Annotated in this window: 25 protein-coding genes and 1 tRNA gene; 15 read left to right on the top strand and 11 right to left on the bottom strand. The window is 66.3% G+C overall.

The features are described from left to right. Positions 1-2: 2 nt before the first annotated feature. From BZF59_RS13075 to BZF59_RS13050, 6 genes are all read left to right on the top strand, one after another. On the top strand, positions 3-971 hold the full coding sequence (locus BZF59_RS13075; protein ID WP_086608694.1) for a cation diffusion facilitator family transporter: 969 nt from the start codon (positions 3-5) through the stop codon (positions 969-971). Beyond that, positions 971-1,558: a sigma-70 family RNA polymerase sigma factor gene (locus BZF59_RS13070; RefSeq protein ID WP_086609206.1), complete on the top strand. Its 588-nt coding sequence runs from the start codon at positions 971-973 to the stop codon at positions 1,556-1,558. Before BZF59_RS13075 ends, BZF59_RS13070 begins: the two co-directional genes overlap by 1 nt. Continuing rightward, on the top strand, positions 1,555-2,334 hold the full coding sequence (locus tag BZF59_RS13065) for an anti-sigma factor (RefSeq protein WP_086608693.1): 780 nt from the start codon (positions 1,555-1,557) through the stop codon (positions 2,332-2,334). The genes BZF59_RS13070 and BZF59_RS13065 overlap by 4 nt, the downstream gene beginning before the upstream one ends. A gap of 146 nt (positions 2,335-2,480) precedes the next feature. Further along, the gene (locus tag BZF59_RS13060; RefSeq protein WP_086608692.1) at positions 2,481-3,035 is read left to right on the top strand and encodes a fasciclin domain-containing protein; all 555 of its coding nucleotides are present in this window, start codon (positions 2,481-2,483) and stop codon (positions 3,033-3,035) included. Positions 3,036-3,272: 237 nt separating this feature from the next. Then, complete coding sequence (locus BZF59_RS13055; RefSeq protein WP_086608691.1) at positions 3,273-3,824, top strand: fasciclin domain-containing protein; 552 nt, start codon at positions 3,273-3,275, stop codon at positions 3,822-3,824. A 225-nt stretch (positions 3,825-4,049) separates the two neighbouring features. After that, positions 4,050-5,345, top strand: coding sequence for a hypothetical protein (locus BZF59_RS13050; protein ID WP_143738172.1), 1,296 nt, complete (start codon positions 4,050-4,052; stop codon positions 5,343-5,345). Between the two features lie 29 nt (positions 5,346-5,374). Here BZF59_RS13050 and clpX read toward each other — a convergent pair whose 3' ends face one another. Together clpX and BZF59_RS13040 are read right to left on the bottom strand one after the other, a co-directional pair. Continuing rightward, on the bottom strand, positions 5,375-6,640 hold the full coding sequence (gene clpX / locus BZF59_RS13045) for an ATP-dependent Clp protease ATP-binding subunit ClpX (protein WP_086608689.1): 1,266 nt from the start codon (positions 6,638-6,640) through the stop codon (positions 5,375-5,377). A gap of 197 nt (positions 6,641-6,837) precedes the next feature. After that, positions 6,838-7,542 (bottom strand): ATP-dependent Clp protease proteolytic subunit, encoded by a 705-nt coding sequence (locus BZF59_RS13040; protein ID WP_086608688.1) that lies wholly within the window; start codon positions 7,540-7,542, stop codon positions 6,838-6,840. Between the two features lie 155 nt (positions 7,543-7,697). On the opposite strand from BZF59_RS13040, the gene BZF59_RS13035 reads away from it, so the two are divergent. After that, positions 7,698-9,236, top strand: a complete 1,539-nt coding sequence (locus BZF59_RS13035; protein WP_086608687.1) for an amidase — start codon at positions 7,698-7,700, stop codon at positions 9,234-9,236. A 102-nt stretch (positions 9,237-9,338) separates the two neighbouring features. Here BZF59_RS13035 and tig read toward each other — a convergent pair whose 3' ends face one another. Together tig and BZF59_RS13025 are read right to left on the bottom strand one after the other, a co-directional pair. Beyond that, positions 9,339-10,955 (bottom strand): trigger factor, encoded by a 1,617-nt coding sequence (gene tig / locus BZF59_RS13030; RefSeq protein WP_086608686.1) that lies wholly within the window; start codon positions 10,953-10,955, stop codon positions 9,339-9,341. 64 nt (positions 10,956-11,019) lie between these two features. Beyond that, positions 11,020-11,104, bottom strand: a tRNA-Leu gene (locus BZF59_RS13025). Between the two features lie 135 nt (positions 11,105-11,239). Between BZF59_RS13025 and BZF59_RS13020 the strand changes: the two genes are divergently transcribed. The 4 genes from BZF59_RS13020 (at position 11,240) to BZF59_RS13005 (ending at position 14,353) form a co-directional block, all read left to right on the top strand. Then, positions 11,240-11,548, top strand: a complete 309-nt coding sequence (locus tag BZF59_RS13020) for a DUF3297 family protein (RefSeq protein WP_086608685.1) — start codon at positions 11,240-11,242, stop codon at positions 11,546-11,548. A 63-nt stretch (positions 11,549-11,611) separates the two neighbouring features. Then, complete coding sequence (gene der, locus BZF59_RS13015) at positions 11,612-13,024, top strand: ribosome biogenesis GTPase Der (RefSeq protein ID WP_086608684.1); 1,413 nt, start codon at positions 11,612-11,614, stop codon at positions 13,022-13,024. A gap of 6 nt (positions 13,025-13,030) precedes the next feature. Continuing rightward, positions 13,031-13,516 (top strand): DUF2721 domain-containing protein, encoded by a 486-nt coding sequence (locus tag BZF59_RS13010; RefSeq protein ID WP_086608683.1) that lies wholly within the window; start codon positions 13,031-13,033, stop codon positions 13,514-13,516. 6 nt (positions 13,517-13,522) lie between these two features. Continuing rightward, a complete protein-coding gene (locus tag BZF59_RS13005; protein ID WP_086608682.1) occupies positions 13,523-14,353 on the top strand; it encodes a hypothetical protein in 831 nt (276 codons plus the stop codon). 79 nt (positions 14,354-14,432) lie between these two features. Here the strand turns inward: BZF59_RS13005 and bfr are convergent, their stop codons facing one another. The 5 genes from bfr to BZF59_RS12980 form a co-directional block, all read right to left on the bottom strand. Beyond that, positions 14,433-14,915, bottom strand: a complete 483-nt coding sequence (gene bfr / locus BZF59_RS13000) for a bacterioferritin (protein ID WP_086608681.1) — start codon at positions 14,913-14,915, stop codon at positions 14,433-14,435. 137 nt (positions 14,916-15,052) lie between these two features. Further along, the gene (locus BZF59_RS12995) at positions 15,053-15,253 is read right to left on the bottom strand and encodes a (2Fe-2S)-binding protein (protein WP_086608680.1); all 201 of its coding nucleotides are present in this window, start codon (positions 15,251-15,253) and stop codon (positions 15,053-15,055) included. Between the two features lie 91 nt (positions 15,254-15,344). Next, positions 15,345-15,833, bottom strand: a complete 489-nt coding sequence (locus BZF59_RS12990) for a DUF5946 family protein (protein ID WP_281251690.1) — start codon at positions 15,831-15,833, stop codon at positions 15,345-15,347. Continuing rightward, positions 15,830-17,125, bottom strand: coding sequence for a DUF418 domain-containing protein (locus BZF59_RS12985; protein ID WP_086608678.1), 1,296 nt, complete (start codon positions 17,123-17,125; stop codon positions 15,830-15,832). Before BZF59_RS12985 ends, BZF59_RS12990 begins: the two co-directional genes overlap by 4 nt. A 99-nt stretch (positions 17,126-17,224) precedes the next feature. Beyond that, entirely contained in the window at positions 17,225-18,232 is a 1,008-nt protein-coding gene (locus tag BZF59_RS12980) for an SPOR domain-containing protein (protein WP_086608677.1), read from the bottom strand. 264 nt (positions 18,233-18,496) lie between these two features. Between BZF59_RS12980 and BZF59_RS12975 the strand changes: the two genes are divergently transcribed. The 3 genes from BZF59_RS12975 to BZF59_RS12965 are packed head-to-tail and all read left to right on the top strand — an operon-like array spanning position 18,497 to position 21,467. Continuing rightward, the gene (locus BZF59_RS12975) at positions 18,497-19,219 is read left to right on the top strand and encodes a ParA family protein (protein WP_086608676.1); all 723 of its coding nucleotides are present in this window, start codon (positions 18,497-18,499) and stop codon (positions 19,217-19,219) included. Between the two features lie 24 nt (positions 19,220-19,243). Further along, positions 19,244-20,008 (top strand): hypothetical protein, encoded by a 765-nt coding sequence (locus BZF59_RS12970; RefSeq protein WP_086608675.1) that lies wholly within the window; start codon positions 19,244-19,246, stop codon positions 20,006-20,008. A 58-nt stretch (positions 20,009-20,066) separates the two neighbouring features. After that, entirely contained in the window at positions 20,067-21,467 is a 1,401-nt protein-coding gene (locus tag BZF59_RS12965; RefSeq protein WP_158094325.1) for a tetratricopeptide repeat protein, read from the top strand. A 102-nt stretch (positions 21,468-21,569) separates the two neighbouring features. Here BZF59_RS12965 and BZF59_RS12960 read toward each other — a convergent pair whose 3' ends face one another. Together BZF59_RS12960 and BZF59_RS12955 are read right to left on the bottom strand one after the other, a co-directional pair. Beyond that, positions 21,570-22,805: a dihydroorotase gene (locus tag BZF59_RS12960; RefSeq protein WP_086608673.1), complete on the bottom strand. Its 1,236-nt coding sequence runs from the start codon at positions 22,803-22,805 to the stop codon at positions 21,570-21,572. Continuing rightward, a complete protein-coding gene (locus BZF59_RS12955; protein ID WP_211277399.1) occupies positions 22,802-23,818 on the bottom strand; it encodes an aspartate carbamoyltransferase catalytic subunit in 1,017 nt (338 codons plus the stop codon). Before BZF59_RS12955 ends, BZF59_RS12960 begins: the two co-directional genes overlap by 4 nt. A gap of 117 nt (positions 23,819-23,935) precedes the next feature. On the opposite strand from BZF59_RS12955, the gene sppA reads away from it, so the two are divergent. Further along, positions 23,936-25,834, top strand: coding sequence for a signal peptide peptidase SppA (sppA, locus tag BZF59_RS12950; RefSeq protein ID WP_086608671.1), 1,899 nt, complete (start codon positions 23,936-23,938; stop codon positions 25,832-25,834). The last annotated feature ends 103 nt before the right edge of the window (positions 25,835-25,937 follow it).

Genomic DNA, 25,937 nt, shown 5'->3' with positions numbered 1-25,937 from the left:
CGATGCACGCCAAGGCCCATCCTCATCATGATCATGACCATGCACACGGGCATGGTGGGCACGCGCATGGCCATTCGCACGGCCATTCGCACGGGCATCACCACCACGCGCCGGCCGACTTCGGCCGGGCCTTCGTTATCGGGATCGCCCTCAACTCCGGCTTCGTGCTGATCGAGGCAGCGGCGGGGCTCTGGTACGGGTCGATGGCGCTGCTGGCGGACGCGGGCCACAACCTGTCCGATGTGCTGGCGCTGGTGCTCGCCTGGGTCGCCAGCATCGCCGCCAAGCGCCCGGCGCAGGGGCGCTTCACCTATGGCTACAAGAGCTCGACCATCCTCGCAGCCCTCGCCAATGCGCTGCTGCTGGCGGTGGCGATCGGGGCGATCCTGTTCGAGACCGTGCACCGGCTGATGACCCCGCAAGCCCCGCAGGCCATTGCGATGATCGTCGTCGCCGGGATCGGGATCGCGATCAACGCGTTGACGGCCATGCTGTTCGTGAAGGGGCAAGAGGATATCAATATTCGCGGCGCCTATCTGCACATGGTGGCCGATGCGCTGGTGTCGCTGGGCGTGGTGGTGGCGGGGGTCGCGATCCTTGTCACGAGCCTCGCCTGGATCGACCCGGTGGTGAGCCTTGTGATCGTCGCGGTCATTGCGGTCGGCACATGGGGCCTTGCGCGCGACAGCCTCACCATGGGCCTGCTCGCCGCGCCCGAGGGGATCGACCCCGAGGCAGTCAGGCAGCACCTTGCCAGCTTTGATGGAGTGAGCGCGGTCCACGATCTGCACGTCTGGCCGATGTCCACCACCGAAGTCGCACTGACCGCGCATCTGGTGATGCCGGGCCGCCCCGCGCCCGACTCTTTCCTGCGCGAAGTCGCCGCCTCGCTCGAAGCGCGTTTCGGGGTGGGCCATGCGACATTGCAGGTCGAAAGCGGCGAAAACCCGTGCGGACTGGGGTGCCCCTGATGGCCGCGCGCCCCCGCCCCTCCTCCGACGAAGCGCGCGAGGCGCTGCGCGATGCGATGGCGCGGCTGGCTGCCGGCGACCAGTCCGCGCTGGAAGAAATCTATCGTGCGACGCGGGTGAAACTCTTCGGGATCACCCTGCGTATCTTGGGCGATCGAAAGGAAGCCGAGGACGCCTTGCAGGACGTCTATGTCAATCTCTGGCAGCGGGCAGACCGCTATGACCCGACCCGCGCGAGCCCGATCGCGTGGCTTTCGGCGTTTGCGCGCAACCGCGCGATCGATCGGCTGCGCACCGGCAAGGTGCGCGGCGGGGCGGTGCCGGTCGAAGAGGCCGCGCCCCTGCCCGACGAGCGCCCGCTTGCCGATGCGCTGCTGATCGACGCGCAGCAGGCCGCACAGATCCACAAGTGCCTCGGCGCGCTGGATACGCGCACGCAGGGCCACATCCGCGCCGCCTTTTTCGAGGGCAAGACCTATGCTCAGCTGGCCGAAAGCGCCGATGTCCCCTTGGGCACCATGAAAAGCTGGATCCGCCGGGGCCTGCAACGCCTGCGCGCCTGTCTCGAAGCGAGCGAGGCGTCATGAGCGGGCCCGAGAACACTCCCGATGACGGCGTGAAGCGCGACGATCCGATGATCGCCGCCGAATGGGCGCTGGGCCTGCTCGAAGGCGAGGAGCTGCTCGCCGCGCGCGGCAAGGCCGCGACCGATCCCGATTTCGCGTGGCGCAAGCAATGGTGGGACGACTGGTTCGCCCCGCTCACCGACGCGATCCCCGGCGCAGAGCCCAGCGACCACGTGTGGCAGGGCATCGCCGCGCGGGTAGCAACGCAGGCCGCAGCGCAAACCTCCGCCGCGCCCCATGCGCCTGCACCCAATGTCGTCGCCCTCAAGGCCGAGGTGCGGCGCTGGCGCTGGGTGGCGGGCCTGACCTCCGCCGCGGCCGCCGTGGCGCTGGCGCTGTTCTTCTCCGCACCGGGCCGCTCGCCCGGCGAAGCGCCCCCCGCACAGCTCGCCGCTGCCGCGCCGATGGTGGCGACCGTGCCCGTGGGCGAAAGCGGGCTCAGGCTCGACGTGACCTATATCCCGGAATCGCAGCGCATGGTGGTGGGCGCGATCGGCCTCACCGCCGACGGCGTGCACGATCACGAATTGTGGCTCGTGCCCGCAGATGGCACGCCGCTGCAATCGCTGGGCGTGGTGGCGCCGGGCGAAGTGCGCAGCATGGAACTGCCGCAGACGGTCACCGCCAAGCTTGGCGAGGGGGCCAGTCTGGTGCTCACCCGCGAGCCGATCGGCGGCAAGCCCGAAGGCAAGGATGCCGGGCCCGTGGTCGCCAAGGGCGCCTTCACGCGGATCTGAGCGAGAGGCTCGGCTCGCCGCATCACAGCGGCGATTCATCCGCATTAGCAGGCACATCCGGGTCCAAAATCCCTTCTTATGCGTAGATGCCTATGCAGGCAGGTGTCGTCTCCCCCCGTGACGCCTGCATAAGAAGGAGAACCGAAATGACCAATAAGAACACCCTCACCGCCGCCCTTGCCGCAGCGCTGGTCGCCACCACCGGCCTCGTCGCCGCGCCCGCGCTGGCCGACCATCACATGGAAAAGGCGGCTGAAGCCGACATCGTCGCCACCGCCGAAAGCACCGGCATGCACAACACGCTGGTCAGCGCGGTCAAGGCCGCCGGCCTTGCCGACACGCTGACCGCGCCGGGCCCCTTCACCGTCTTCGCGCCGACCGATGCGGCCTTCCTCGAACTGCCGGAAGGCACGCTCCAGTCGCTCGCCCAGCCCAAGAACAAGGAAAAGCTGACGAGCGTCCTCACCTATCACGCCGTGACCGGCAAGGTGACCGCCGACAGTCTGACCAAGATGATCGCCGACAATGGCGGCAAGGCCACCATCACCACCGTTCAGGGCGGCACGCTGACCGCCATGATCGAAGACGGCAACGTCGTGATCATGGATGCCAAGGGCGGCAAGGCGACCGTGACCAAGGCCGACGTCATGACCTCGAACGGCGTGATTCACGTTACCGACGGCGTGTTCATGCCCGCCTGATCCGGGTTACCCGGCTCGCGCTGCCCCTCGCATCCCCCACCCCCTCCACCTGGGGGGCAGCGCTTTTCCCAACCCCGTCCGGCCATCCCCATGGCCGGGCGGGGTTTTTGCATGGCGCTGCAAAGACTTAGATTTTTCAATTATTTATTTTTGCATCCTTGCGGTTCCAGCCGCCGTAGCTTTGCGGCAAGCGGGAGGGCTTGCAGTCCCGATAACCATTACAAGGAGCACTCTGTCATGACCCTCAAGACCACGCTTACCGCTGTCGCCGCCGCACTCGCTGTGACCACCGGCCTTGCCGCTGTCCCGGCGCTGGCCGATCACCACATGGAAAAGAAGGCCGAAGCGAACATCGTCCAGACCGCCATGAGCACCGGCGTCCACAACACGCTGGTCGCCGCGGTCAAGGCCGCTGGCCTCGTCGACACCCTGTCGAGCCCCGGCCCCTTCACCGTCTTCGCCCCCACCGACACCGCCTTCGCCAAGCTGCCCGCCGGCACGGTCGGCACGCTGGTGAAGCCTGAAAACAAGGGCACGCTGACCACCATCCTCACCTACCATGCAGTAGCCGGTAAGGTGACCGCCGCCGATCTGGTGGCGCTGATCAAGAAGCATGGCGGCAGCGCCACGCTCACCACCGTATCGGGCGGCAAGCTGACCGCGCGCCTTTCGGGCGAAACCATCATCATCACCGATGCCAAGGGCGGCGCGACTGCCGTCACGCAGGCCGACGTGATGACCTCGAACGGCGTGGTGCACGTGACCGACGGCGTGTTCCTCCCCGCCTGATTTCGCTGACAAGCTGGCGTCGTCCCTGCTTCTCCATCCCCTTTGCGGGACGGCGCTTCTCCGGCCCCGTCCGGTCTTCTTGCAAGACCGGGCGGGGTTTTTGGTTTTGGGTTCAGCCGGTTCATGTTAATCTGCTTGCCCAGTCTATGGGGGGAAGACGACATGATCCAAGGAGCAAGGGGTAGGCGCTTATCCAGTACACTAGCCGCGCTAATTGCGGCCGTGTTGCTGACGACATCCGGCCACGCGCAGACCGCAGGTCAAGGCTGGCAGGTCTCCCAAGCCGATCCCCGTCAGCCGCCGGTCGCCATCGTGCCGGGCAGCGGCTCGATCGTCGCGATGGGGCTGGCGTGCGACGGCCCGCAGGCTTTCATCCTCGTTGACCTGGTCCGTCCGCTTGGCACCGGTAGGGCGAATGGTGCGCTCACGGTTGATGGCCGCAGCTTCCCGCTCGCTTTCAACGTCACCGCCCAGCCCGCACGGTTGTTCGGCCCGGTCACCGATCCGGCGCTGATCGCCGCGCTTGCGGGTGGACGGACAGTGGCGGTCTCGGTCGGGGATCGGGCGATCGGAGCGCTGACGCTGGCCGGATCATCTCAGGCGCTGTCGAAGGCGCTGGCGGGCTGCTGGCAAAACTCCGTCACTGCCTTCCCCAAAGCCGAGGCGGACCCGGCACAGCGCCTCCCGCTCGGCGAAGGTCCAAGCCCTGTCGTGCCAGTTGCCGATCGCGCCGCGATCATGCGCGCGGCGGGTTTCACCTTGCGCAAGGGCAAGTGGGCGACCTGCGAAGGCGAAGAAACCGGCGAGATCGTCGCCTTCGAGGACATCGACGGCGACGGGACCAAGGAGGCCTTGATCGCTAGTTTCGGCACTGCCTGTCATGGCTTCGGCGGCAGTGGCTACACCCTGCTGACCCGCATCAACGGTGCGTGGTCGATCCTGATTCAGGGATCGGGAATGCCGAGCTTCTATCGCCGCGGGGACGGCGGCTGGCCAGATATCGAAATCGGCGGGCCGGGTTCGAACTGCTTCCCGCTGCTGCGCTGGGACGGCACCAAATACGTCCGCGCGGGCACTTCGCTGGAAGGCCGCGTCTGCACACTTGATCCGCCTTTTGACCGGGCACCGGCAGCAATGCCGGTCGTATCGGCCGCCGCGGCCACGGCACCGAGCGCGCAGGACGGCATCCTCGGCCGGATTCCGGTGCGGCTGGGTTATTATGTCGAGAAAAGCAGAACAACCTGCGCCGCGCCCACCTACCTCTACAAGTTTGAGCGCAACCGCCACCTCGAGATCGCCTCGGCCGGGGCGCGCGTCGAAGTGCTGCGCTACGATTATGGGAGGGTGATCGGCCAGGAAGACGGGTTCTACCGTGTCTCGCTGGCCGACCCCGGTCCGGAAGACCTTCCCGACATCGGCATCAGACCGACAGCGGCGGGCGGGATTGATCTCCTGTCTCAAGGGATCGTGTCGCTCATCCCTTGCCCGGAAGGCCAGATCCCGGCGCGCATGAAACGCTGAAGCACCTCTCCGCGCTCCGCAAGCGCAACCTACGCCGCCTCTTCCTTCTTCTTTTCCAGGCCGATCACGCGGATCGGTTCCTTCTTGCCGCCCACCACATCGGCGTCGATCACGATTTCGGTCACGCCTTCCATGTCGGGCAGGTCGAACATCGTGTCGAGCAGCAGGCCTTCGACGATGGAACGAAGCCCGCGTGCGCCGGTCTTGCGCTTGATGGCACGCTCGGCGATTGCCTGAAGCGCGTCGTCGGTGAAGGTGAGTTCAACATCTTCAAGCTCGAACAGCTTGCGATACTGCTTCACCAGCGCATTCTTGGGCTCGTTGAGGATGGTCACCAGCGCGGGCACGTCAAGATCGTGCAGCGTGGCGATCACCGGCAGACGGCCGACGAATTCGGGGATCAGGCCGAACTTGAGGAGATCCTCAGGCTCGCTCTTCTCCAGCAGCTCGCCCACGCGGCGCTTGTCCGGATCGGCGACATGCGCGCCAAAGCCAATGCTACGCTTCTGCAACCGGTCGGCGATGATCTTATCAAGACCTGCGAACGCCCCGCCGCAGATGAACAGGATGTTGGTGGTGTCGACCTGAAGGAATTCCTGTTGCGGATGCTTGCGACCGCCCTGCGGCGGCACGGAGGCGGTGGTGCCTTCCATCAGCTTGAGCAACGCCTGCTGCACGCCCTCCCCCGACACGTCGCGGGTGATCGAGGGGTTTTCGGCCTTGCGGGTGATCTTGTCGATCTCGTCGATATAGACGATCCCGTGCTGCGCCTTCTCGACATTGTAATCCGAGGCCTGGAGCAGCTTGAGGATAATGTTCTCCACGTCCTCGCCCACGTAGCCCGCTTCGGTCAGCGTGGTTGCATCGGCCATGGTGAAGGGCACATCGAAGGTGCGCGCAAGCGTCTGCGCCAGCAGCGTCTTGCCCGAACCGGTGGGGCCGACCAGCAGAATGTTCGACTTGGCGAGTTCGACTTCGCCCGATTTCCCGCTGTGCTTCAAACGCTTGTAGTGGTTGTGCACCGCGACCGAGAGAACGCGCTTCGCCCGGTCCTGACCGATCACGTAATCGTTCAGGGTGGTGAAGATGTCCATCGGCGTGGGGATCTCGCCGTCTTTCTTACCGGCGATCCCTGCCTTGGTTTCCTCGCGGATGATGTCGTTGCACAGCTCGACGCATTCATCGCAGATGAACACCGTGGGGCCGGCGATAAGCTTGCGCACCTCGTGCTGCGACTTCCCGCAGAAGCTGCAATAGAGGGTGCTCTTGCTGTCGGATCCGCTCAATTTGGTCATTCCTGTGTCCTCGAATCCGCAAGTGAGAGCGCCGGAACACCCCGGGCGGATTCGTCAAGTGTATCGCGCGTGCCAGATGAATCAACACATGGCGCGCGATTTGGTGATGTTACCATGCTGCCGCGATCGGCGAAGTGGCGGAAAAGACAGGCCGCGATGCCGCCTGTCCCACCACGGTGCACCCGCGCCGGCGAGGCTTACTCCGGCGCGCCGCCCGAGCCATCCTCGCCCCCGGTTTCCTCGTTATCGGGCCGGGTTTCGAACACCTTGTCGACGAGGCCGAAGTTCTTGGCTTCCTCGGCTTCGAGGAAGGTATCGCGGTCCATCGCCTTTTCGATTTCCTCAAGGCTGCGGCCCGTGAACTTGACGTAGAGATCGTTCATGCGGCTGCGGATGCGCAGGATTTCGCGCGCCTGAATTTCGATATCCGAGGCCATCCCGCGCGCGCCGCCCGAAGGCTGGTGGATCATGATCCGCGCATTGGGAAGTGCGATGCGCATCCCCGGCTCACCCGCCGCGAGCAGGAAGCTGCCCATGCTGGCGGCCTGCCCCATGCACACGGTCGACACGCGCGGCTTGATGTATTGCATGGTGTCGAAAATCGCGAGGCCCGCCGTCACCACGCCGCCGGGCGAGTTGATGTACATGGAGATCGGCTTCGACGGATTCTCGGATTCGAGGAACAGCAGCTGCGCAGTGATGAGCGAGGCCATGCCGTCTTCCACCTGCCCGGTGACGAAGACGATTCGTTCGCGCAGCAGGCGGCTGAAGATGTCGAAGCTGCGTTCGCCCCGGCTCGTCTGCTCGACCACCACGGGCACCAGCGCGCCGGTAAGCGGATCGCGGGTGAACTGACCTTGGGTGCCGTAGGTTTCGTGCGCGTTGCCGAACAGATCGATCATGGGGTTGCGTTGTCCTTCATGGGTTTCAAGTTGGCTATGTCGTCAGGCGCGGGGCAATTTCAAGGGCGTTTACCTTGTCCCTGTGAATTGCCGGCTGACGGCCTACTGCGTTTTGCCCCTTGAGCCTTGGCGGAACCGCGCGCAAACCAGTGCGCATGAACCATCGCTCCTTCGCCCGCCCCGCGCTCGGTCTGCTGCTTGCGACCTGCGCCGTTCCCGCCCTTTCCCAGAACGCCAGCCCGCCGCCCGAAGCCGGCGCGGCCGACCGCGCTGCGATGGCCGAGCTGCTGGCGACGGATGAGTATATCCTGCGCATTCAGGCGCTCGATGATAATGGCCCGCGGCTCAATGCCGTGATCGATTATGATCCCGCCGCCCCGGTCAAGGCGCGCCAGCTGCTCGGCACGGGCGTGCTGCGCGGGCGCACGGTGCTGGTGAAGGACAATGTCGAGACCGCCGAATGGCCCACCACCGCAGGCAGTCTCGCGCTGAAGGACAATGCCACGGGCCGCGACGCGCCGCTGATCGCGCTGATGCGCAAGAATGGCGGGGTGGTGCTGGGCAAGACCAATCTTTCCGAATGGGCCAATATCCGCTCCGACAATTCGACCAGCGGGTGGAGCGCGGTGGGCGGGCTCACGCGCAATCCCTTTGCGATTGACCGCAACACCTGCGGCTCGTCCTCGGGCAGCGGGGCGGCAATTGCAGCAGGCTTCGCCTGGGCCGCGATCGGGACGGAGACCAACGGGTCGATCACCTGTCCGGCGAGCATCAATGGCCTCGTAGGCTTCAAGCCCAGCGTCGGGATCGTCAGCCGCACCCATGTGGTGCCGATTTCCTCCACGCAGGACACCGCCGGGCCGATGGCGAAGACGGTCTATGACGCCGCGCTGCTGCTCACGGCGATCGCTGGTGAGGACGCCGCCGATCCGGTCACGCGGGAGGCCAAGCGGGTGAAGGACTACACCGAGGGGCTGGAAACCGCATCATTGAAGGGCGTGCGAATCGGTGTGCTGCGGTCCGCGGTCGGAAGCCGCCCTGACGTGAAGGCGCTGTTCGAGGCGGCGCTCGCCGATCTCACCCGCGCGGGCGCGGTGCTGGTCGATGTCGAATATGCCCCGCCGAGCGAGATGTGGGGCGCCTCGCTCCCCGTGCTGCTCTACGAGCTGCGGGTGGAGATGGACAAGTATCTCGCCGGCCGCCCGGTCAGCACCGGGCCGCGCAGCCTTGCTGAAGTGGTCGCCTTCAACAGCGCCAACGCGCGCGAGGAGCTGCGCTGGTTCGGGCAGGAGCTGTTCGAACAGGCGCTCGAGACCAACGATGCCGAGGCTTACGAAAAGAACCTCGCCACCCTGCGCCGCCTGACGCGGGCCGAGGGGATCGACAAGCTGCTGGCCGACAACAAGGTCGCCTTCCTTGTCGCGCCCACGACCGGCCCGGCGTGGACCACCGATCTCGTCAACGGCGACAATTTCGGCGGGCGAATCGGTGCAGGCTATCTGGCGGCGATTGCGGGCTATCCGCACATCACCGTGCCGATGGGCGCGGTCGAGGGGCTGCCGGTGGGGTTCAGCATCATGGGCGGCCAGTGGCAGGACCATGACGTGCTGAAGGCCGGTGCAGCCTACGAAAAGGCGCGGACAGCCGTGCTGCCCGCGCCCCGATTCCGTCCGTGGCGTCCGGCGGGGGAGTAAGCCCCCCGCCTTTTCCTGGTGCACCCCCGCGCAGGCGGGGGTCTCCCGCAGCAAAGCGCCTTCCAGCCTGAGGCCCCCGCCTGCGCGGGGGCTCACACAGATTTACTTCTTCGCAGCCGCTTTCTTGGCCGGGGCCTTCTTGGCAGCCGGCTTTTCTTCGGCAGCAACCTCGGCCTTGCTTGCGGCAGGCTTCTTGGCGGGCGCCTTCTTGGCAGCGGGCTTGGCCTCTTCCTTGGCGTCGTCGGCCTTGGCGGCAGCCTTCTTAGCCGGCGCCTTCTTGGCGGGCTTTTCTGCGGCAGCCGGGGCTTCCTCGGTCTTGGCTTCGGCCTTCTTGGCCGGGGCCTTCTTCTTGGCAGCGGCCTTCTTCGGAGCAGGCGCGGCTTCGGCGGTATCTTCCACTTCGATCGCTGCCTGCAGTTCCTCGACGGTCACTTCGCGCTCGGTGACTTCGGCCTTGTCGAACAGGAAGTCGACGACCTTGTCCTCATACAGCGGCGCGCGCAGCTGAGCGGCGGCCATCGGCTCGGACTGGATGTACTGCACGAAGCGCTCACGATCCTCGTTGCGATACTGCATCGCGGCCTGCTGGATCAGCATGCCCATTTCCTGCTGGGTCACTTCCACGCCATTGGCCTGGCCGATTTCCGAGAGCAGCAGGCCCAGACGCACGCGGCGCTCGGCGATCGAACGGTATTCGTCCTTCTCGTCTTCGATCTGCTTCAGCGCGTCAGCCGGGTTCTCGTCGTTGGCGGCTTCCTGCTGGAGCTGCGCCCAGATCTGCTGGAACTCCGCCTCGACCATCGTGCCGGGGACTTCGAAGCTGTGACCGGCAGCCAGCTGATCGAGCAACGCGCGCTTCATCTGGGTGCGGGTGAGGCCAGCGGTCTGCTGCTCAAGCTGCGCCTTCATGATTTCGCGCAGCTTCTCGAGGCTGTCGAGCCCGAGGCTCTTGGCGAAATCCTCGTCGATCTGGGTCTCGGTCTCGACCTTCACCGCCTTCACGGTGACGTCGAAAGTGGCTTCCTTGCCCGCCAGATGCTCGGCCTGATAATCGGCCGGGAAGGTGACGGTGATGGTCTTTTCCTGACCGGTCTTCACGCCCACCAGCTGGTCTTCGAAACCGGGGATGAAGGTGCCCGAACCCAGCACAAGCGCCGCATCTTCGGCCTTGCCGCCATCGAACTCGACGCCGTCGAGCTTGCCGACGAAATCGATGATCAGCTGATCGCCGTCAGCCGCCTTCTTGGTCTTGGCGGCGTCCTTGTAGCTCTTGTTCTGGCCAGCGATGTTGCCCAGCGCCTCGTCGACCTGCGCGTCGGTGACCGGAACAACCAGCTTTTCGAGCTTCAGCCCATCGATGCTCGGCGCGTCGATCGTGGGCAGCACTTCGAGGCTGACCATGATTTTCGCGTCCTTGCCCTCTTCGTAATCCTCGTTGAGGCCGATTTCGGGCTGCATCGCCGGGCGCAGCGCTTCGTCGCGCATCAGCTTGTCGACCGATTCGCGAATCGTGTCGTTGACGACCTGACCGTGCAGGGCTTCGCCATGCATCTTCTTGACGAGATTGGCGGGGACCTTGCCCGGGCGGAAGCCGGGCATCCGCACCTGCGGGGCCACCTTCTTGATCTCGGCATCGATCTTCGCCGAAAGCTCGGCGGCCGGGATCGTGATCAGATAGGCGCGCTTGAGCCCTTCGTTGACGGTCTGCTTGGTCTGCATGGTGACTGGTCTGAAGCCTTCTTGCAAAAAATTCCGAGGGTACGGGCAGGTCCGATGCGAAATATGGTGCGGGCGAAGGGACTCGAACCCCCACATCTTGCGATGCCAGAACCTAAATCTGGTGCGTCTACCAATTTCGCCACGCCCGCATGCCCGAACGAAGCCGCGCGGGGAACCGGTGAAGGCACCCCGCGCGTATCAGCCGCCGCCCTTATCCCCCTCAGCCCAAAAGGGCAAGCGCAACACGCTTGAAGCCGCGAGGATTGGCGGATAAGGGCGCGCTCATGACCGAAGAAACCCCCGAAACCGCGCCCGTCACCGCTGGCGCAGACGTTCCGCCCGATCACCTGTCGGTCAATCCGCGCAGCCCGTTCTTCGATGGCGAGAAGCTGCAGCGCGGGGTCGGCATCCGGTTCAAGGACCGCGTGCGCACCGATATCGAGGAGTATTCGATCTCCGAAGGCTGGGTGCGGGTGCAGGCGGGCAAGGCGTTGGACCGCAAGGGTCAGCCGCTGACGATCAAGCTGACCGGCCCGGTCGAAGCCTGGTACGAAGACCTCGGCGAGAACCCGCCGATCGCCAAAAAGGGCTGATACCGGCCCCGGACAAGCGGCGCGCTTGCCAAAATCGGCATTTGCGCCCACTTGGCGCGGGTTATGTCCCCCGTCAAAAAACCCGAAGTCGTCATCATCGGCCGACCCAATGTCGGCAAGTCCACGCTGTTCAACCGGCTGGTGGGCAAGAAACTCGCGCTCGTCGATGACCAGCCGGGGGTGACACGCGACCGGCGGATGGGCGATGCCAATATCGCCGGGCTGCACTTCACCATCGTCGACACCGCCGGGTGGGAGGACGAGAACGAACTCAGCCTCCCCGGCCGGATGCGAAAGCAGACCGAGGCGAGCCTTGCGGGTGCGGATGCGGCGGTGTTCGTGATCGACGCGCGCGCCGGGCTGACCCCGCTCGACGAGGAAATCGCCCGCTACCTGCGCGAACAAGAAGTCCCCGTAGTGGTCGTCGCCAACAAGGCCGAAGGCAAGGGCGGCGAGGCAGGCGCCATGGAAGCCTATGCGCTGGGCCTCGGCGAACCGCTCGCGATGTCGGCCGAGCATGGCGAGGGCATTGCCGACCTGTTCGGCGGCCTGTGGCCGATCATCGGCGCCAAGGCCGAGGAATGGGAAGAGGCCAACGACGTCGAACGCGCAGAATATGCCGCGATGGACGAGGAAGACCGCCCCTCCGGCCCCTTGAAGCTCGCCATCGTCGGGCGACCCAATGCGGGCAAGTCCACGCTGATCAACCGCCTGCTCGGCGAAGACCGCCTGCTGACCGGCCCGGAGGCCGGGATCACCCGCGATTCGATTGCGATCGACTGGGACTGGACCGATCCGAAGTCCGGCGAGACCCGCGAGATTCGCCTCATCGACACCGCGGGCATGCGCAAGAAGAAGAACGTGACCGAGAAGCTCGAAAAGCTCTCGGTCGCCGATGCGCGCCGGGCGGTGGACTTCGCCGAAGTCGTGGTGCTGCTGCTCGATGCGACGCAGGGCCTTGAGCATCAGGATCTCAAGATCGCCAGCCTCGTCCTCGAAGAAGGCCGCGCGCTGATGATCGCGATCAACAAGTGGGACGTGGCCGAGGACGCGAGCAAGCTGTTCAACGGCATTCGCGGTGCGCTCGACGACGGGCTGGCGCAGGTGCGCGGGCTGCCGCTGTTCGCCGTCAGCGCCAAGACTGGCAAGGGGCTCGACCAGATGCTCGCCGGGGCCTTCGAGATCCGCGACGCCTGGTCGAAGCGCGTCTCGACCGCCGCGCTCAACCGCTGGTTCGATGACGCGATGGAGGCCAACCCCCCGCCGGCGCCCGGCGGCAAGCGGATCAAGCTGCGCTACATCACGCAGGCCGGCACCCGTCCGCCGCGGTTCGTGATCTTCGGCAGCCGCCTCGATCTGCTCCCCACCAGTTACGAGCGCTATCTGGTGAACGGCATCCGCGCCAAGCTGGGCTTTGACGCAGTGCCGGTGCGGGTGACGCTCAAGACGAACAAGAACCCTTACGCCAAGGGCTAGCCCGCGATGCTGCTCGATATCCTCGCCGCCGCTTCCCACACCCCCTTCGCGCTCGAAATCCTCGAGCGCACCGCCTCCACCCCGCGTGTGCAGCAGGTGGTGCAACTGAGCCTTGCCCCGGCCTTCCTGCTCTCCGGCATCGGGGCGATCATGAACGTGATCATGAGCCGCATGATCTGGATCGCCAAGCGGGTCGAGACCATCGAGGACAAGATGGAAGACCACCGCACGCCCAAACAGGCGCGGGAGCTTGGCTGGCTGATGCGGCGGCGGCGGCTGATGCAGGGCGCGATCATGTTCTCGACCGCTTCCGCGGTGATGATCAGCGCCGTCATCATGCTGCTGTTCGTCTCGGCCTACATCACCGCGCAGATCGGCACCCTGATCGCGGCCATGTGGGTGCTGACGATGCTGCTGCTGGTGACGGGGCTGGGGTTCTTCCTGCTGGAAACGCGGCTCGCGGCGATCGGGGCGCAGCCGCTGAAAGAATGAGGGTTGATGATGAAATGGACATGGCTGGGCGCGCTAGGGCTGGTGGCGGTGGCGGTTCCCTTACAGGCAGCGGCGCAGGCTCCCGCTGCAATCAGCGACGAGCCTTCGGCCAGCGAGGCGGCAGCGACTGGCCCTGACCGCCCGCTTGCCGGCATGGATGAAGCGCAGATCGTCGCCTTTTTCGATCTCATGAGCGCCACCGACGAGTTAGAGGCGCTTCTGGCCCCGGCGATCGCGACGATGCTGGAACCGGGCGAAGCGGTGCCCGGCTGGCGTGAGAGCGGGGTGGATATCCTTGCGGAACTTGGTGCGCGTGATGGTGGTGTAGCGGGCAATCTGCTGCGAGATGACGACACTGCAGTGCTGTCGGTCACCGATTTTTCGGGCAATGCCGCCCCCGACTTGCCGGGATTTACCAGCGTGCGCCTGCGCGCTGCCCCGCCGGGTGGCGCAAGCCAAACCGTCTACGCCTCGTTCGAGTCCGGTGTCTGGATGGTGCTGGAAATGCAGCCCATCCGGCGCGGCAATGCCTTTTGCTACACGGGACTGAACGGCGTGACGCTCTATAGCAGGGAGCCGCTGTCCGCATGGGACGAGGGGACGACCTACCTGATGGCAGCCATGGTCGCGACATTCGACCGTGTCGCCGACCGCGAAGTATGCGTCGTCTATCAGCGCGAAGGCAATGCGTTTGCCTCACGATCATACCTGCCCGATGGCCGCAGCTTGCCTTACCTAGATGCCGAATCGACATTAGTGCGGGTCATGCCTGCAGCCGGGCTGTCAGCCTTCATTCGCGATGCCGTGCCCGCCCTGCCCACCCCGCCTGTCGAATAGGGCAGAACTCAAGCAAAAAGGGCGGCAGCCGCTGTCCGGCCCCGCCCCTCTTTTTTCAGTCAGCCTTGCGGCCAGCCGCTTACTTGTCGCCCGCGGGCTTGCTTTGCAGCTGGCAGTAATTGTGCAGCCCCATGCGCTCGATCATCTCGAACTGGGTTTCGAGGAAGTCGACGTGCTCTTCCTCGTTCTTGAGGATGTAATCGAACAGGTCGCGGCTGACATAGTCGCGCACGCTTTCGGCATATTCGATCGCGTCGCGCAGCAGCGGGATCGCCTCTTCCTCAAGCGCCAGATCGGCCTTGAGGATTTCCTCGACCGTCTCGCCGACCTTCAGCTTGTGGATCGCCTGGAAGTTGGGCAGCCCGTCAAGGAACAGGATACGCTCGGCCAGCTTGTCGGCGTGCTCCATTTCCTCGATCGATTCGTGCCGCTCGTAAGCGGCCAGCTTGGTGATGCCCCAGTGGTCGAGCACGCGGTAATGCAGCCAGTACTGGTTGATCGCGGTCAGCTCATTGGTGAGGCACTGGTTGAGATAGTCGATGATCTTGGGATCGCCCTTCATGGGAATGTCCTTTGCGAAATGTCAAAGCCGGGTTGCGGCATTGCGTGCAATCTACACGCTGCCGGGGCTTGTCCGCAAGGGGCGGGCGAGAAATATCTTTGCGAATCAGTCGCTTGCGAGACGTTCGCAATCGCGGGTCAGGCGTGTTCTACTGCGAGGAAATCGCAACGCGCGCCCGCGCGTTCGGCGTCGATGATTTCTTGCGCTTCATCAAGGCACTGGCCGCAATTGGGCCGCTTGCCGAGGCAGGCATAGGCCGCTTCTGCGTCCCCTTCGCAAGTCAGCGCGGCCTTGCGCAAATCAGTCTCACGAATGGCATTGCAGATGCAGATGTACATGAGCGTCCGAATCTTTCCTGCGAAGCGTTTGCAGGAGCGAGTATATGCGACTTAGTCTCAATAACAAGGGGTGTTGGTGGGCCGGGCGGAATTATTCTGCTTGCCCGGCAAGCGCCGCAAACTGAGCATGGGCCGGGGCGCATCCGGCGAGTGCGGCTTCGGCCCATGCTCTCACATGCTGCTCGTGCTCCGCCTCCGGCGCGGCGAGCACATCCGCATGGGTGAAAGCGAAACCGACCGGAGGCGGCGGCGCGGGGAAATCGCCTTGCGCAAGCCTCTTAAGCGCTGCCGTCGCCTCGGCATGGGCGCGGCCGAGGCGCAGCACCGTCCATAGCGAGGCGCCGTGGATCCAGAAGGATTGCCGGGCACGCCGCTCGCCCGGATCGCCGGGATGCTGCACCGCATAGGCGTCAACGGTCAAACGATGGCATCTGCCGAACAGCAGCGGGTCCTGATATTCGCGGGCGAGAACCGCCGTGTAGGCCTCCCAGCACCCGGGGCTCGATGCCATGTAGGCATGCGTCGCTGCGCCCGGGCAAGCGACGAAGGCGCCGCCGCAGGAGCCACAAATCTCCCTCATTTGCGCAGCGGAAACACCGTCCGGTAGGTCAGGCAGCGCCACAGCCATTCGAGCGGGCCGTAGCGGTAGCGGTCGAGCCAGGGCTTGCTCCATGCCAGCATCAGCACCCACGCCAGCACAACCACGATGTAAAGCTGCGGGCGGTTCAATTGGCCGAACAGCCCCAGCGCCCAGCCGTGGAAGACCAGCATCATCACCACCGAGGTGCCAAGATAATTGGTGAAGGCCGCGCGGCCCGCCGCTCGCACCCGCTCGCCCAGCCAGCCGGTCGCGGAGGGGGCATAGGCGATCAGCACCGCGGCCAGCCCCAGCACCATCCACAGGCGCGGCAGCGGGCTCATGCCGACGAAACCGGCGAGCGTGCCGTAATAGCTGAACCCGCTTGCCTTCACGACGAGCCCTATGCCGAAATGCGCCAGCCCGCCCGCGATGAGCCCGATCCAGCCCCAGCGCAGCAGCTTGCCCCGGTCGAACCCACCGCTGAAGAACCCCATGCGGTAGAGCGCCACCCCGATCAGCATCAGCGGCAGCGTCTCGAAGCCGAACAGCAGCGCATTGAGCAGCGGCTCATTCCACTGCTCGGTGATGCGGTGCGTGACCAGCGTGGCATAATCGCCCGAGGCAATCGCGGCATTGGGCACTTCGCTGTGCGCGAGCGTCTTGTCGATCTCGGCGACCATGTCTGTGCGCAGCTCGCGCAGTTCGGGCGAGCTTTCGCCGAACGGCGTGTCGACGATCAGCCAGGGCACCAGCAGCCCAAGATTGAGCAACACGCCCAGCATATAGCCGCCCAGCCCGACCCACAGCTGCGCCTTGATGCTCCAGCGCAGGCAGGCGAGCGCGACGAAACCGAACAACGCGTAGTAGAACAGGATGTCGCCGGTCCAGATGAAGAAGAAATGGACCATCCCGAACAGCATCAGGATCGTCAGCCGCCATGCCTGAAGCCGCCGGCTTGCGCCGCGCGCCCAGGCTTTTTCCATGAAGAGATACATCCCCGCGCCGAACAGCAGGGTGAAGAGCCCGCGCATCTTGCCGTCGATGAGGATGAACTGCGCAATCCACATCCACCCGCCGGGATCGGCCGGATCGGTCTGGAAGGCGGCCGGATACATATAGGCGTCCATCGGCTGACCGAAGGCGACGATATTGGCCGCGAGGATGCCCATCACCGCAAGGCCGCGGATGAAATCGAGCGTGTCGATCCGCTGCGCCGCCGCGACCGGCGCGATGGTTTGCGGCGTGTCGCCGAACACGTCTTCGGCGGCTTGCGGCGAAAGCGTTGCAGTCATGATGGCTGATCCCCCGGCCTGATGATGACCGGGGAGAGTAACGATTCGTGCGCGCTTGGGAAGGCCCGCCGGTCGATCCCGGTCAGGCCTCCGTCCGTCCTATCCTTGCCCGGCGACCACGCAGGCCTTGCCGTCGCGCTTGAGCGCCGAGCAGGCGCGCGTGGCTTCGGCCTCGCTGGCAAAGCCAGTCGCCATCAGGCGAGTGAGCTTGCCGGTCGGTATCAGCGCCTTGCGGGTGCCAGACAGCGCGGCATGGCCGCCGAGCTGGCTCCAGAGCTTGTCGGCATTGGAAGCCACCCCGAACGCGCCGAGCTGCACGCGCCAGCGGCCCTGCTGCGGGCGCTGGGCGGCAGGCACGGGGACGACCGTTGCGGGCCGCGGGGCCGGAGCCGCTGCGACCATCACCGGCGTTGCTGGCTTGGGCACAGCGGTGACGACCGGCACCGGAGCAGGAGCGGGATTCGGGGCCGCAGCGGCAGGACGCATTGCCAGTTCCACCGAAGCCATCTCGGCCGAGCGCTGAGCGCGGGCGGCCTCTTCCAGCTGGCGTGCGAGGGTCTGGGCCTGCGCGCGCTGGGCCTGCGGGACATATTGGTCCATTTGCGCCAGCGCATCGCCCGCCTGGGGCAGTCCGGCGCTGTTCGCCAGCGTCATCAGCGCATAGGCGCGCACCCAGTCGCGCGGGGCGTAATCGGCGTTGAAGTGCGACAGGCCCAGCACATATTGCGCGCGCGGATCGCCGCGATCGGCGGCAGCGCGGATCATCGGCATGGCGCGTTCCTGCTCGCCTTCCTGAAACAGCATCAGCCCGTAATTGTCGGCGGCCTTCACATGGCCGAGGCTCGCCGCCTCTTCATAGAGCTTGCGCGCACGGGCATTGTCGACATCGACCCCGCGCCCAAGGCGATAGGCCTGCGCGAGGTTGAACAGCGCATCGGGATCGCCGGCTGCTGCCGGGCCCTGCCATTCGACCACCGCGCGGTTGAAGTCGCCCGCGCTCCACGCATCGACCCCGGCCTTCACATCGGCCATCGCCGGTGCCGCCAGCAGCGCCAGCAGCGCCGCCGCTGCGCCTGCGGCTGCACCAGCCGCTCTGTTCGTCACCATGATTCGTGCCATCGCCTGTGCCTCGTCAAAAGCGGGAGAGAGACGCTGGCTTTACCGCAAACACGGTTAGCAAATCGTTGCCACACGCCCCGGCGCGCGCCGCAGCCCCCCAAGTGCCTGATGCGCCTCACCGCCCGCTTCAACGAAGGTGCGTGCCGTTAACTCTAAATTAGGGGTATCCTGCGATCCCCATGGCAGACCAGCCGTTGACAGGCGCTGCAATAGGGCAGCGACGCAGCGGTTCAATCCAGGGGGACCCAGGCGTTGCGTGTACTCGCTTTGGCATCGCAGAAAGGTGGATCGGGCAAGACCACCCTGTCCGGACATCTCGCCGTCCAGGCTCAGCGCGCAGGCGCTGGCCCGGTCGTGCTGATCGACATCGACCCGCAGGGGTCACTTGCGGACTGGTGGAACGAGCGCGAGGCGGAATATCCCGCCTTCGCCCAGACCACCGTCGCGCGTCTGGCGAACGACCTTGCCGTTCTGCGCCAGCAGGGCTTCAAGCTGGCGGTGATCGACACCCCGCCCGCGATCACCATGGCGATCCAGTCGGTGATCTCGGTCGCGGAACTGATCGTCGTGCCGACTCGCCCCTCCCCGCACGATCTGCGCGCCGTGGGCGCCACGGTCGATCTGTGCGAGCGTGCGGGCAAGCCGCTGGTGTTCGTCGTCAACGCGGCGACCCCCAAGGCCAAGATCACATCGGAAGCTGCTGTCGCGCTGTCGCAGCACGGCACCGTCGCCCCGATCACGCTTCACCACCGCACCGATTTCGCCGCTTCGATGATCGACGGGCGCACGGTGATGGAAGTCGATCCCGAAAGCCGCTCGGCCGCCGAGATCACCGCCCTGTGGCGCTATATCGCCGACCGTCTGGAAAAGAACTTCCGCCGCACCGTGTTTGCCGCAGCCCCCAATGGCGCGGGCCAGCAGATGGGCGGCGTGCCGCGTCCGGCCGGAGGCTTCGGCCGCCGCGTGGCGCAGTAAGCGGAACAAGGGGCAGGCCACGCCATGTCGGATTCCAGCTTCGCCTCGCTTGGCCCTTCGCTGCTCGCCCGCAAGGGCGGCGCGAAGCCCGCGATGCGCCCGCAGGTGGCGCCGCTGGTCGTCGACCAGGCGGCGGTGCCTGAAGAGGCGCTGGAGGATCTCGGCTGGAACGACATGGGCGATTCGGACCACGACACCGCGCTGGCCGATGGCGGCGAGGTCGTGCCGATCAACGGCGATGTGAGCGCCGACGGCCTCGGTGCCGGTATCAGTCCGGTGGTTCGCCGCCAGCAACGCCGGCTCGAAGAGCGTGTGCTTGCCGATGCCGCGATGACCGGTCCGGAAGACCTCGATTCGGAATATGACGAGCTCGGGAACGACGAGGGCGAAGACTACGAGTCAGAGGATTACGGGGCCGAAGATTACGAATCGGAAGATTACGACAACGGCCCGATCTACGGCGAAAGCTACCTCGATTCGGACGAAGACGAGGGTGAAGAGGGCATCAGCGACGCCGCTTTTGCCTCGCTCGCGCCCACGCAGGCTCCGCTTGCGGCGCCCGTCATCGTTCCCGCGCCCGCGCCGCGTCCGGCCCGCAAGCCTGCCGCCCAGTCCGGCCGCCGGGCTGCCTTCACACTCCGGCTCGATGCCGAGCGCCACCTCAAGCTGCGGCTTGCTGCCACCATGCAGCAGGTCAGCGCGCAGGCGCTCGTGACCGAGGCGCTCGACCGCCTGCTCGCCGAATATGACGATCTGGACGTGATCGCCAAGCATTTGAAACGCCACTGATTCGCAACCGACCAACCGACCACCACGTGAACCACCACGACCTACGGGGGAAATGACCATGGACCGCAGCATCAAAACCGGCAGCCGCATCGCGCCGCGCTTTGCGCTTGTCGTCACCACGGCGATTGCCGGGCTGGCGATGGCCAGCATCAGCGCTGAGGCCGCACCGCGCGCAGACAAGTCCTTCGCCGAAGCGCAGAGCGCGCTTGCCAAGGGGCAGGTCGACAAGGCGATTGCCTATGCCGAAGAGGCCGTTGCGGCCGATCCGCGCAATCCGGGGTACCGCGCGCTGCTGGGAGCTGCCTATCTCGAAGCGGGCCGTTTCCAGTCCGCCGCGACCAGCTTTAACGACGCGATGGAACTGGGCGACAGCAACCCGCGCACCGTTCTGAGCTTTGCGCTCGCCAGCATCGCGATGGGCGACAGCCGCGCTGCGGTGAATGTGCTCGATGATAACGCGCAGGCGATCGATCAGGCCGACATGGGCCTTGCCCTTGCGCTGGCCGGTCAGCCGGAACGCGGCGTGCATGTGCTCGTGAATGCCGTGCGCGGTGCCGACGAAGTCACTCCCAAGCTGCGCCAGAACCTCGCCTATGCCTATGCGCTGGCGGGCAACTGGCGCGCGGCGCGGGTGATGGCGGCAGAAGACGTGCCTGCCGATCAGCTTGAAGCGCGCATGGCGTCGTGGGCTTCGATGGCCGCGCCCGAGCTTTACCAGCAGCGCATCGCCAGCCTTCTGGGCGTGCGTGCGCGCGCCGATGGCGGCCAGCCGCAGAACTTGGCGCTGGGCAATTTCCCTGCTGCCGACACGATGATGGCCGCTGCCGAGGCTCCGATGGACGAAGCGCCGGTCGAACTCGCCGCTGCCCCGGCTCCGGCACCCGTGGCCGTTCCGGCCCCGGTCCGCGCGCCGACCTCCACCTTCGCGCAGGCTTTCGAAGCGCCCGAGACGAGCGCCCCGATGGCCCCGGTCGCTGCCCCGGTCAGCACCGGCGGCATCCGCTACGTCTCGAACCCGGTGGTGCAGGAACTGCCCGCCAGCGCCGTGTCTCGCGCGCCGACCCGTGTCGCCGCCGCCGCGCCTTCGGCGTCGGCCAAGGCCTCGCCCAAGAGCTCGCAGCGCCGCATGGTGACGGCGGTCGACATGAGCGACAAGTCGGCTAACACCCACCTGATCCAGCTCGGCTCCTACGACAGCAAGGTCGAGGCCGAGCGCGGCTGGACCGTGCTCAGGGGCAAGTTCCCGCAGCTGAAGGATCACAAGCCGGTCATCACCCAGGCGGTGGTGAACGGGCGCACCTTCTGGCGCGTGGCTGCCGACGGCTTCGGCCCCAAGAGCGCGCGGTCGATGTGCGGCGCGGTCAAGTCGGCCGGTCGCGGCTGCTTTGCCTATGCCGCCACCACGCCGCCTGCCGGCGCGGTGAAGCGCGACGTGCAGGTCGCCTCGCGCGGCCGCTGAATTATTCCGCCCTTAGCGGGCATGAGCAAACCTCGCTCCCGGACAGCCTGCGCTGTCCGGGAGTTGTTTTTATGTCATTGAGGGAATTCGCGGCCGCGCCCGTCAGAGCGCGAGCCGTACCCCGCCCTTCCACAGCCCCAGCACCCGGCCCTGCGTGCCCTGCCGGTCGAAGGGGGTGTTGTCGGCGGTCGCCTCCATCTTGCGGCGGTCGATGATCCACGGCGCGTCCGGGTCGATCAACGCGATGTCGGCCTCCAGTCCTGTCGCCAGTTCGCCTGCCGCAACGCCCAGCAGACGGGCGGGGTTTCGGGCGAGAAGGTCGAAGGCGCGGGGCGTGTCGATCACCCCGTCGCGCACCAGCCCCAGCGTCATGGCGAGCAGCGTCTCGGCCCCTGCCATCCCCGGCGCGGCATCGGCGAAGGGCAGGCGCTTGTCCTCCGGCCCGCGCGGATCGTGACCGCTGGCGATCACGTCCACCGTGCCATCGCCGATCGCGACGAGCGCCGCCTGCCGGTCGGCCTCGCAGCGCAGGGGGGGCGAGAGGCGCATGAAGGTGCGGAAATCGGCGGTGGCGAGGTCGGAGAGCATGAAGTGCGCAGGCGTGATCCCGCAGGTCACCGGCAAACCGCGCGCCTTGGCTTCGCGCACCAGATCGAAGCCGCGCGCGGTCGTCACCTGCCGGATATGCAGCCGCGCGCCTGCAAGCTCCGCCAGCGCGGTGTCACGCGCGATGGCGAGCGCCTCGGCCTCGGCGGGTGCGGCAGGCAAGCCCAGCCTTGTCGCGATTTCGCCCGCTGTCGCCGATGCCTCGCCCACCAGCCCGCCGTCTTCGGCGTGGGTGACGACCACCAGATCGAGCATCGCGGCATATTGCAGCAGCCGCAGCATCACGCCGCTGTCGGCGATCCAGCGCCGCCCGGTGGCGACCGCCTTTGCACCCGCATCGCGCATCAGCGCCAGTTCAGCCAACTCCTGCCCCTCAAGCCCGCGCGTTGCGGCGGCGAGCGGATGCACCCACAGATCGGGCTTGCCGCTCTTGGCGATGAAGCCCACCCGGCTCGGCAGATCGAGCGGCGGGGATTGATCCGGCATCAGCGCCGCACGGGTGATCCCGCCGAAATGAAACGCGGGCTTGTCGACCGCGAAGACGCCGAGATCGACCAGACCCGGCGCGATCAGCTTTCCCTTGGCGGAGAGGCGCTCGTCGCCATCCTCGGCGGCAACATCCGGCCCCAGCGCGGCGATCAGGCCGTCCACGCAGCGCAAGGCCCCCGCGATCACGCCCTCAGGCGTCACCAGCTGCGCATCGGTGATGGTGAGCGGCCGCGCCTGCTTCATGCCCAGCCCTCCACCCCGCGCGCGCCGCGCGTCAGGATTTCGAGGCAGGCCATGCGGATCGCGACACCCATCTCGACCTGCCGGGTGATCAGCGAGCGATCCGCCAGATCGGCAATCTCGCTGTCGATCTCCACGCCGCGGTTCATCGGGCCGGGGTGCATCACCAGCGCGTGCGGAGCCGCCAGCGCCAGCCGCTTCGCCGTCAGCCCGTAGAGATGGCGATATTCGCGCGGGCTAGGGATGAACTGCCCGCTCATCCGTTCGGATTGCAGGCGCAGCATCATCACCACTTCCGCCCCGGCGAGCGCGGCGTCGAAGTTGTGGAACACCTCTACCCCCATCGCCTCGACCCCTGCGGGCATCAGCGCCGGGGGCGCGCAGACGCGCACCTTCGCGCCGAGCGCGGTCAGGCACAGGATGTTCGAGCGCGCCACGCGGCTGTGCAGGATATCGCCGCAGATCGTGACAGTGAGTCCGGTAAAGTCCTCCGCCCCCTCGCCCCGCTCGGCGAGCGCATGGCGCAAGGTCAGGGCATCGAGCAGGCCTTGGGTGGGGTGTTCGTGCTGCCCGTCGCCGGCGTTCAATACCGGGCAATCGACCTTGTCCGCGATCAGCCCGGTCGCGCCCGAAGAGCCGTGCCGGATCACGATCGCATCGGCGCGCATCGCATTGAGCGTGATCGCAGTGTCGATCAGCGTCTCGCCCTTCTTCACGCTTGAGGTGGCGGCGTGCATGTTGACCACATCCGCCCCAAGCCGCTTGCCCGCGATCTCGAAGCTCAGCAGCGTGCGGGTGGAGTTCTCGAAGAAGGCGTTGATGATGGTAAGGCCCGCCAGCAGATCGGAATGCTTGGTGCGCTGGCGGTTGAGCGCGACCCATTGCTCGGCCTGGTCGAGCAGGTAGAGAATCTCGTGCCGCTCGAGCTGGCCGATGCCGGTGAGGTCGCGGTGCGGAAACGCCAGCCGTCCGCTGGGAAAGCGGCCCGATCCGGGGGAGGCGGCATCAGCTGTCATCAAGCCAAGGCCCCTAGCCCGCCCGCATCTGCCGCTCAAGCCCGCCCGTAAGGTTTCCGATAGAAGTTGCGCGGCAAAGACCCTAGACCGGCAGCGACAGCGCAAAAGGATGATCGAATGAGTTTCGCAGGCAAGGTTTGGAAGATCCTCGTGGGGATCAAGGACGGGCTTGTGCTGCTATTCATGCTGCTGTTCTTCATCGGCCTGTTCGCGATCCTCTCGGCCCGCCCCAACCCCGGGCAGGTGCGCGACGGCGCGTTGCTGATCGACCTTGCCGGGGTGGTGGTTGAAGAGAAATCCGCCGCCGATCCGATTGCCGCGCTGATCTCCGGCAGCGCCCCGGTCGCCGAATACCGCGCTCGCGACATCGTCCGCGCGCTCGATGCTGCGGCTACCGATACGCGGATCAAGGCGGTGGTGATCGATATGACCACCTTCCTCGGCGGCGGTCAGGTGCACCTCACCGAAATCGGCGAAGCGATGGAGCGGGTGCGCAAGGCCAAGAAGCCGGTGCTCACCTATGCCATGGGCTATGCCGATGATCACATGCTGCTGGCGGCCCATGCCAGCGAAGTGTGGCTTGACCCGCAAGGCGTGGCGGTGATTGCCGGGCCGGGTGGCAACCGCCTTTATTATGCCGGGCTGCTCGAAAAGCTCAGCGTCAATGCGCGGGTGTACCGGGTCGGCGAATTCAAATCGGCGGTCGAACCCTTTACCCGCTCGGACATGTCTGAGGAGGCACGCGCCAATCTCGGCGGGCTCTATGGCGCGCTGTGGGAAGAATGGCAGGCGCATGTCACCAAGGCGCGGCCCAAGCTGGCGCTGGCGCGGGTGACGGGCGATCCGGTCGCCTGGATCGAAAGCTCGGGCGGCGACATGGCGCAGGCAGCGGTCGCGGCAGGGCTGGTCGACAAGCTGGGCGACCGGGCGCAGTTCGGCGCGCGCGTGGCCGAATTGGCGGGCGCGGACCCGTGGAGCAAGGCCCCCGGCGCCTTCGCCTCGAGCGAGCTTTCGGCCTATCTCGCCGATCAGGGCACACGCAAATCGGGCAAGACGATCGGGGTGGTCACGATCGCGGGCGAAATCGTCGACGGTGATGCCGGACCGGGCGTGGCGGGCAGCAGCCGCATCGCCGGGCTGCTCGACGAAGCGCTCGACGATGATCTGGCGGGCCTTGTGGTGCGCATCGATTCGCCCGGCGGATCGGTCACCGCTTCGGAGGAAATCCGCCGCGCAATCCAGCGTTTCCGCGACCGCAAGATCCCCGTCGCGGTGTCCTTCGCCAATGTCGCGGCGAGCGGCGGCTACTGGGTGGCGATGTCAGGCGAGCGAATCTTCGCGCAGCCCGAAACGATCACCGGATCGATCGGCGTCTATGCCGTGGTGCCGACCTTCGAGGCCGCCGCAGCAAGGCTCGGGGTGACCGCCGATGGCTATCGCACCACGCCCTTGTCGGGACAGCCCGATTTTGTCGGCGGCTTCACCCCGGCGATGGAGAGCCTGCTCCAGACCTCGATCAGCGGCACCTACAAGGACTTCACCACGCTGGTCAGCACAACGCGCAAGATCCCGACCGACAAGCTCGATGCAATCGCGCAAGGGCGGGTGTGGGACGGCGGCACCGCGCGCCAGCTCGGGCTGGTCGACGAATTCGGCGGAATGGCAGAGGCGCTTGCCTGGGTCGCGGGCAAGGCCGGGGCCAAGCAGGGCGAATGGCACGCGGTCTATCTCGGCGAGAGCGCGGAGCGTTATGATTCGCTGATCCGCCAGCTGGTGTCATCGCGCACCCCGGCAGCGGCGCATAGCGGCGATCTGTTCGCTCTTGCCGCCAATCGCAGCGCCGACCTGGGCGCGCGGATCGCCGGCGATGCGGAGCGATTGCTGGGAACGCGCGGCATTCAGGCCTTCTGCCTCGAATGCCCTGCCCTACCCGCACCTGCGCCCAAGGCTCGGCCGCAGGTTGCGCGCCAGCCCGAGGGCATGCTCGCGCTACTGGGGTGGCTCGCCGGCCCGTGAGGCCTGCGCATACAAAATCGCGCCCGATCGTGCCGCAGCGCTTGCCAAGCGGGCGCACCCCCATTAAAGGCGCGCCCCTGTCCGGGCCAGATGGCCCAAGGGA

It is taken from the genome of Erythrobacter donghaensis, assembly GCF_002155425.1.
Taxonomy (GTDB): domain Bacteria; phylum Pseudomonadota; class Alphaproteobacteria; order Sphingomonadales; family Sphingomonadaceae; genus Erythrobacter; species Erythrobacter donghaensis.
This window is presented reverse-complemented; position numbering and strand designations above follow the sequence as displayed.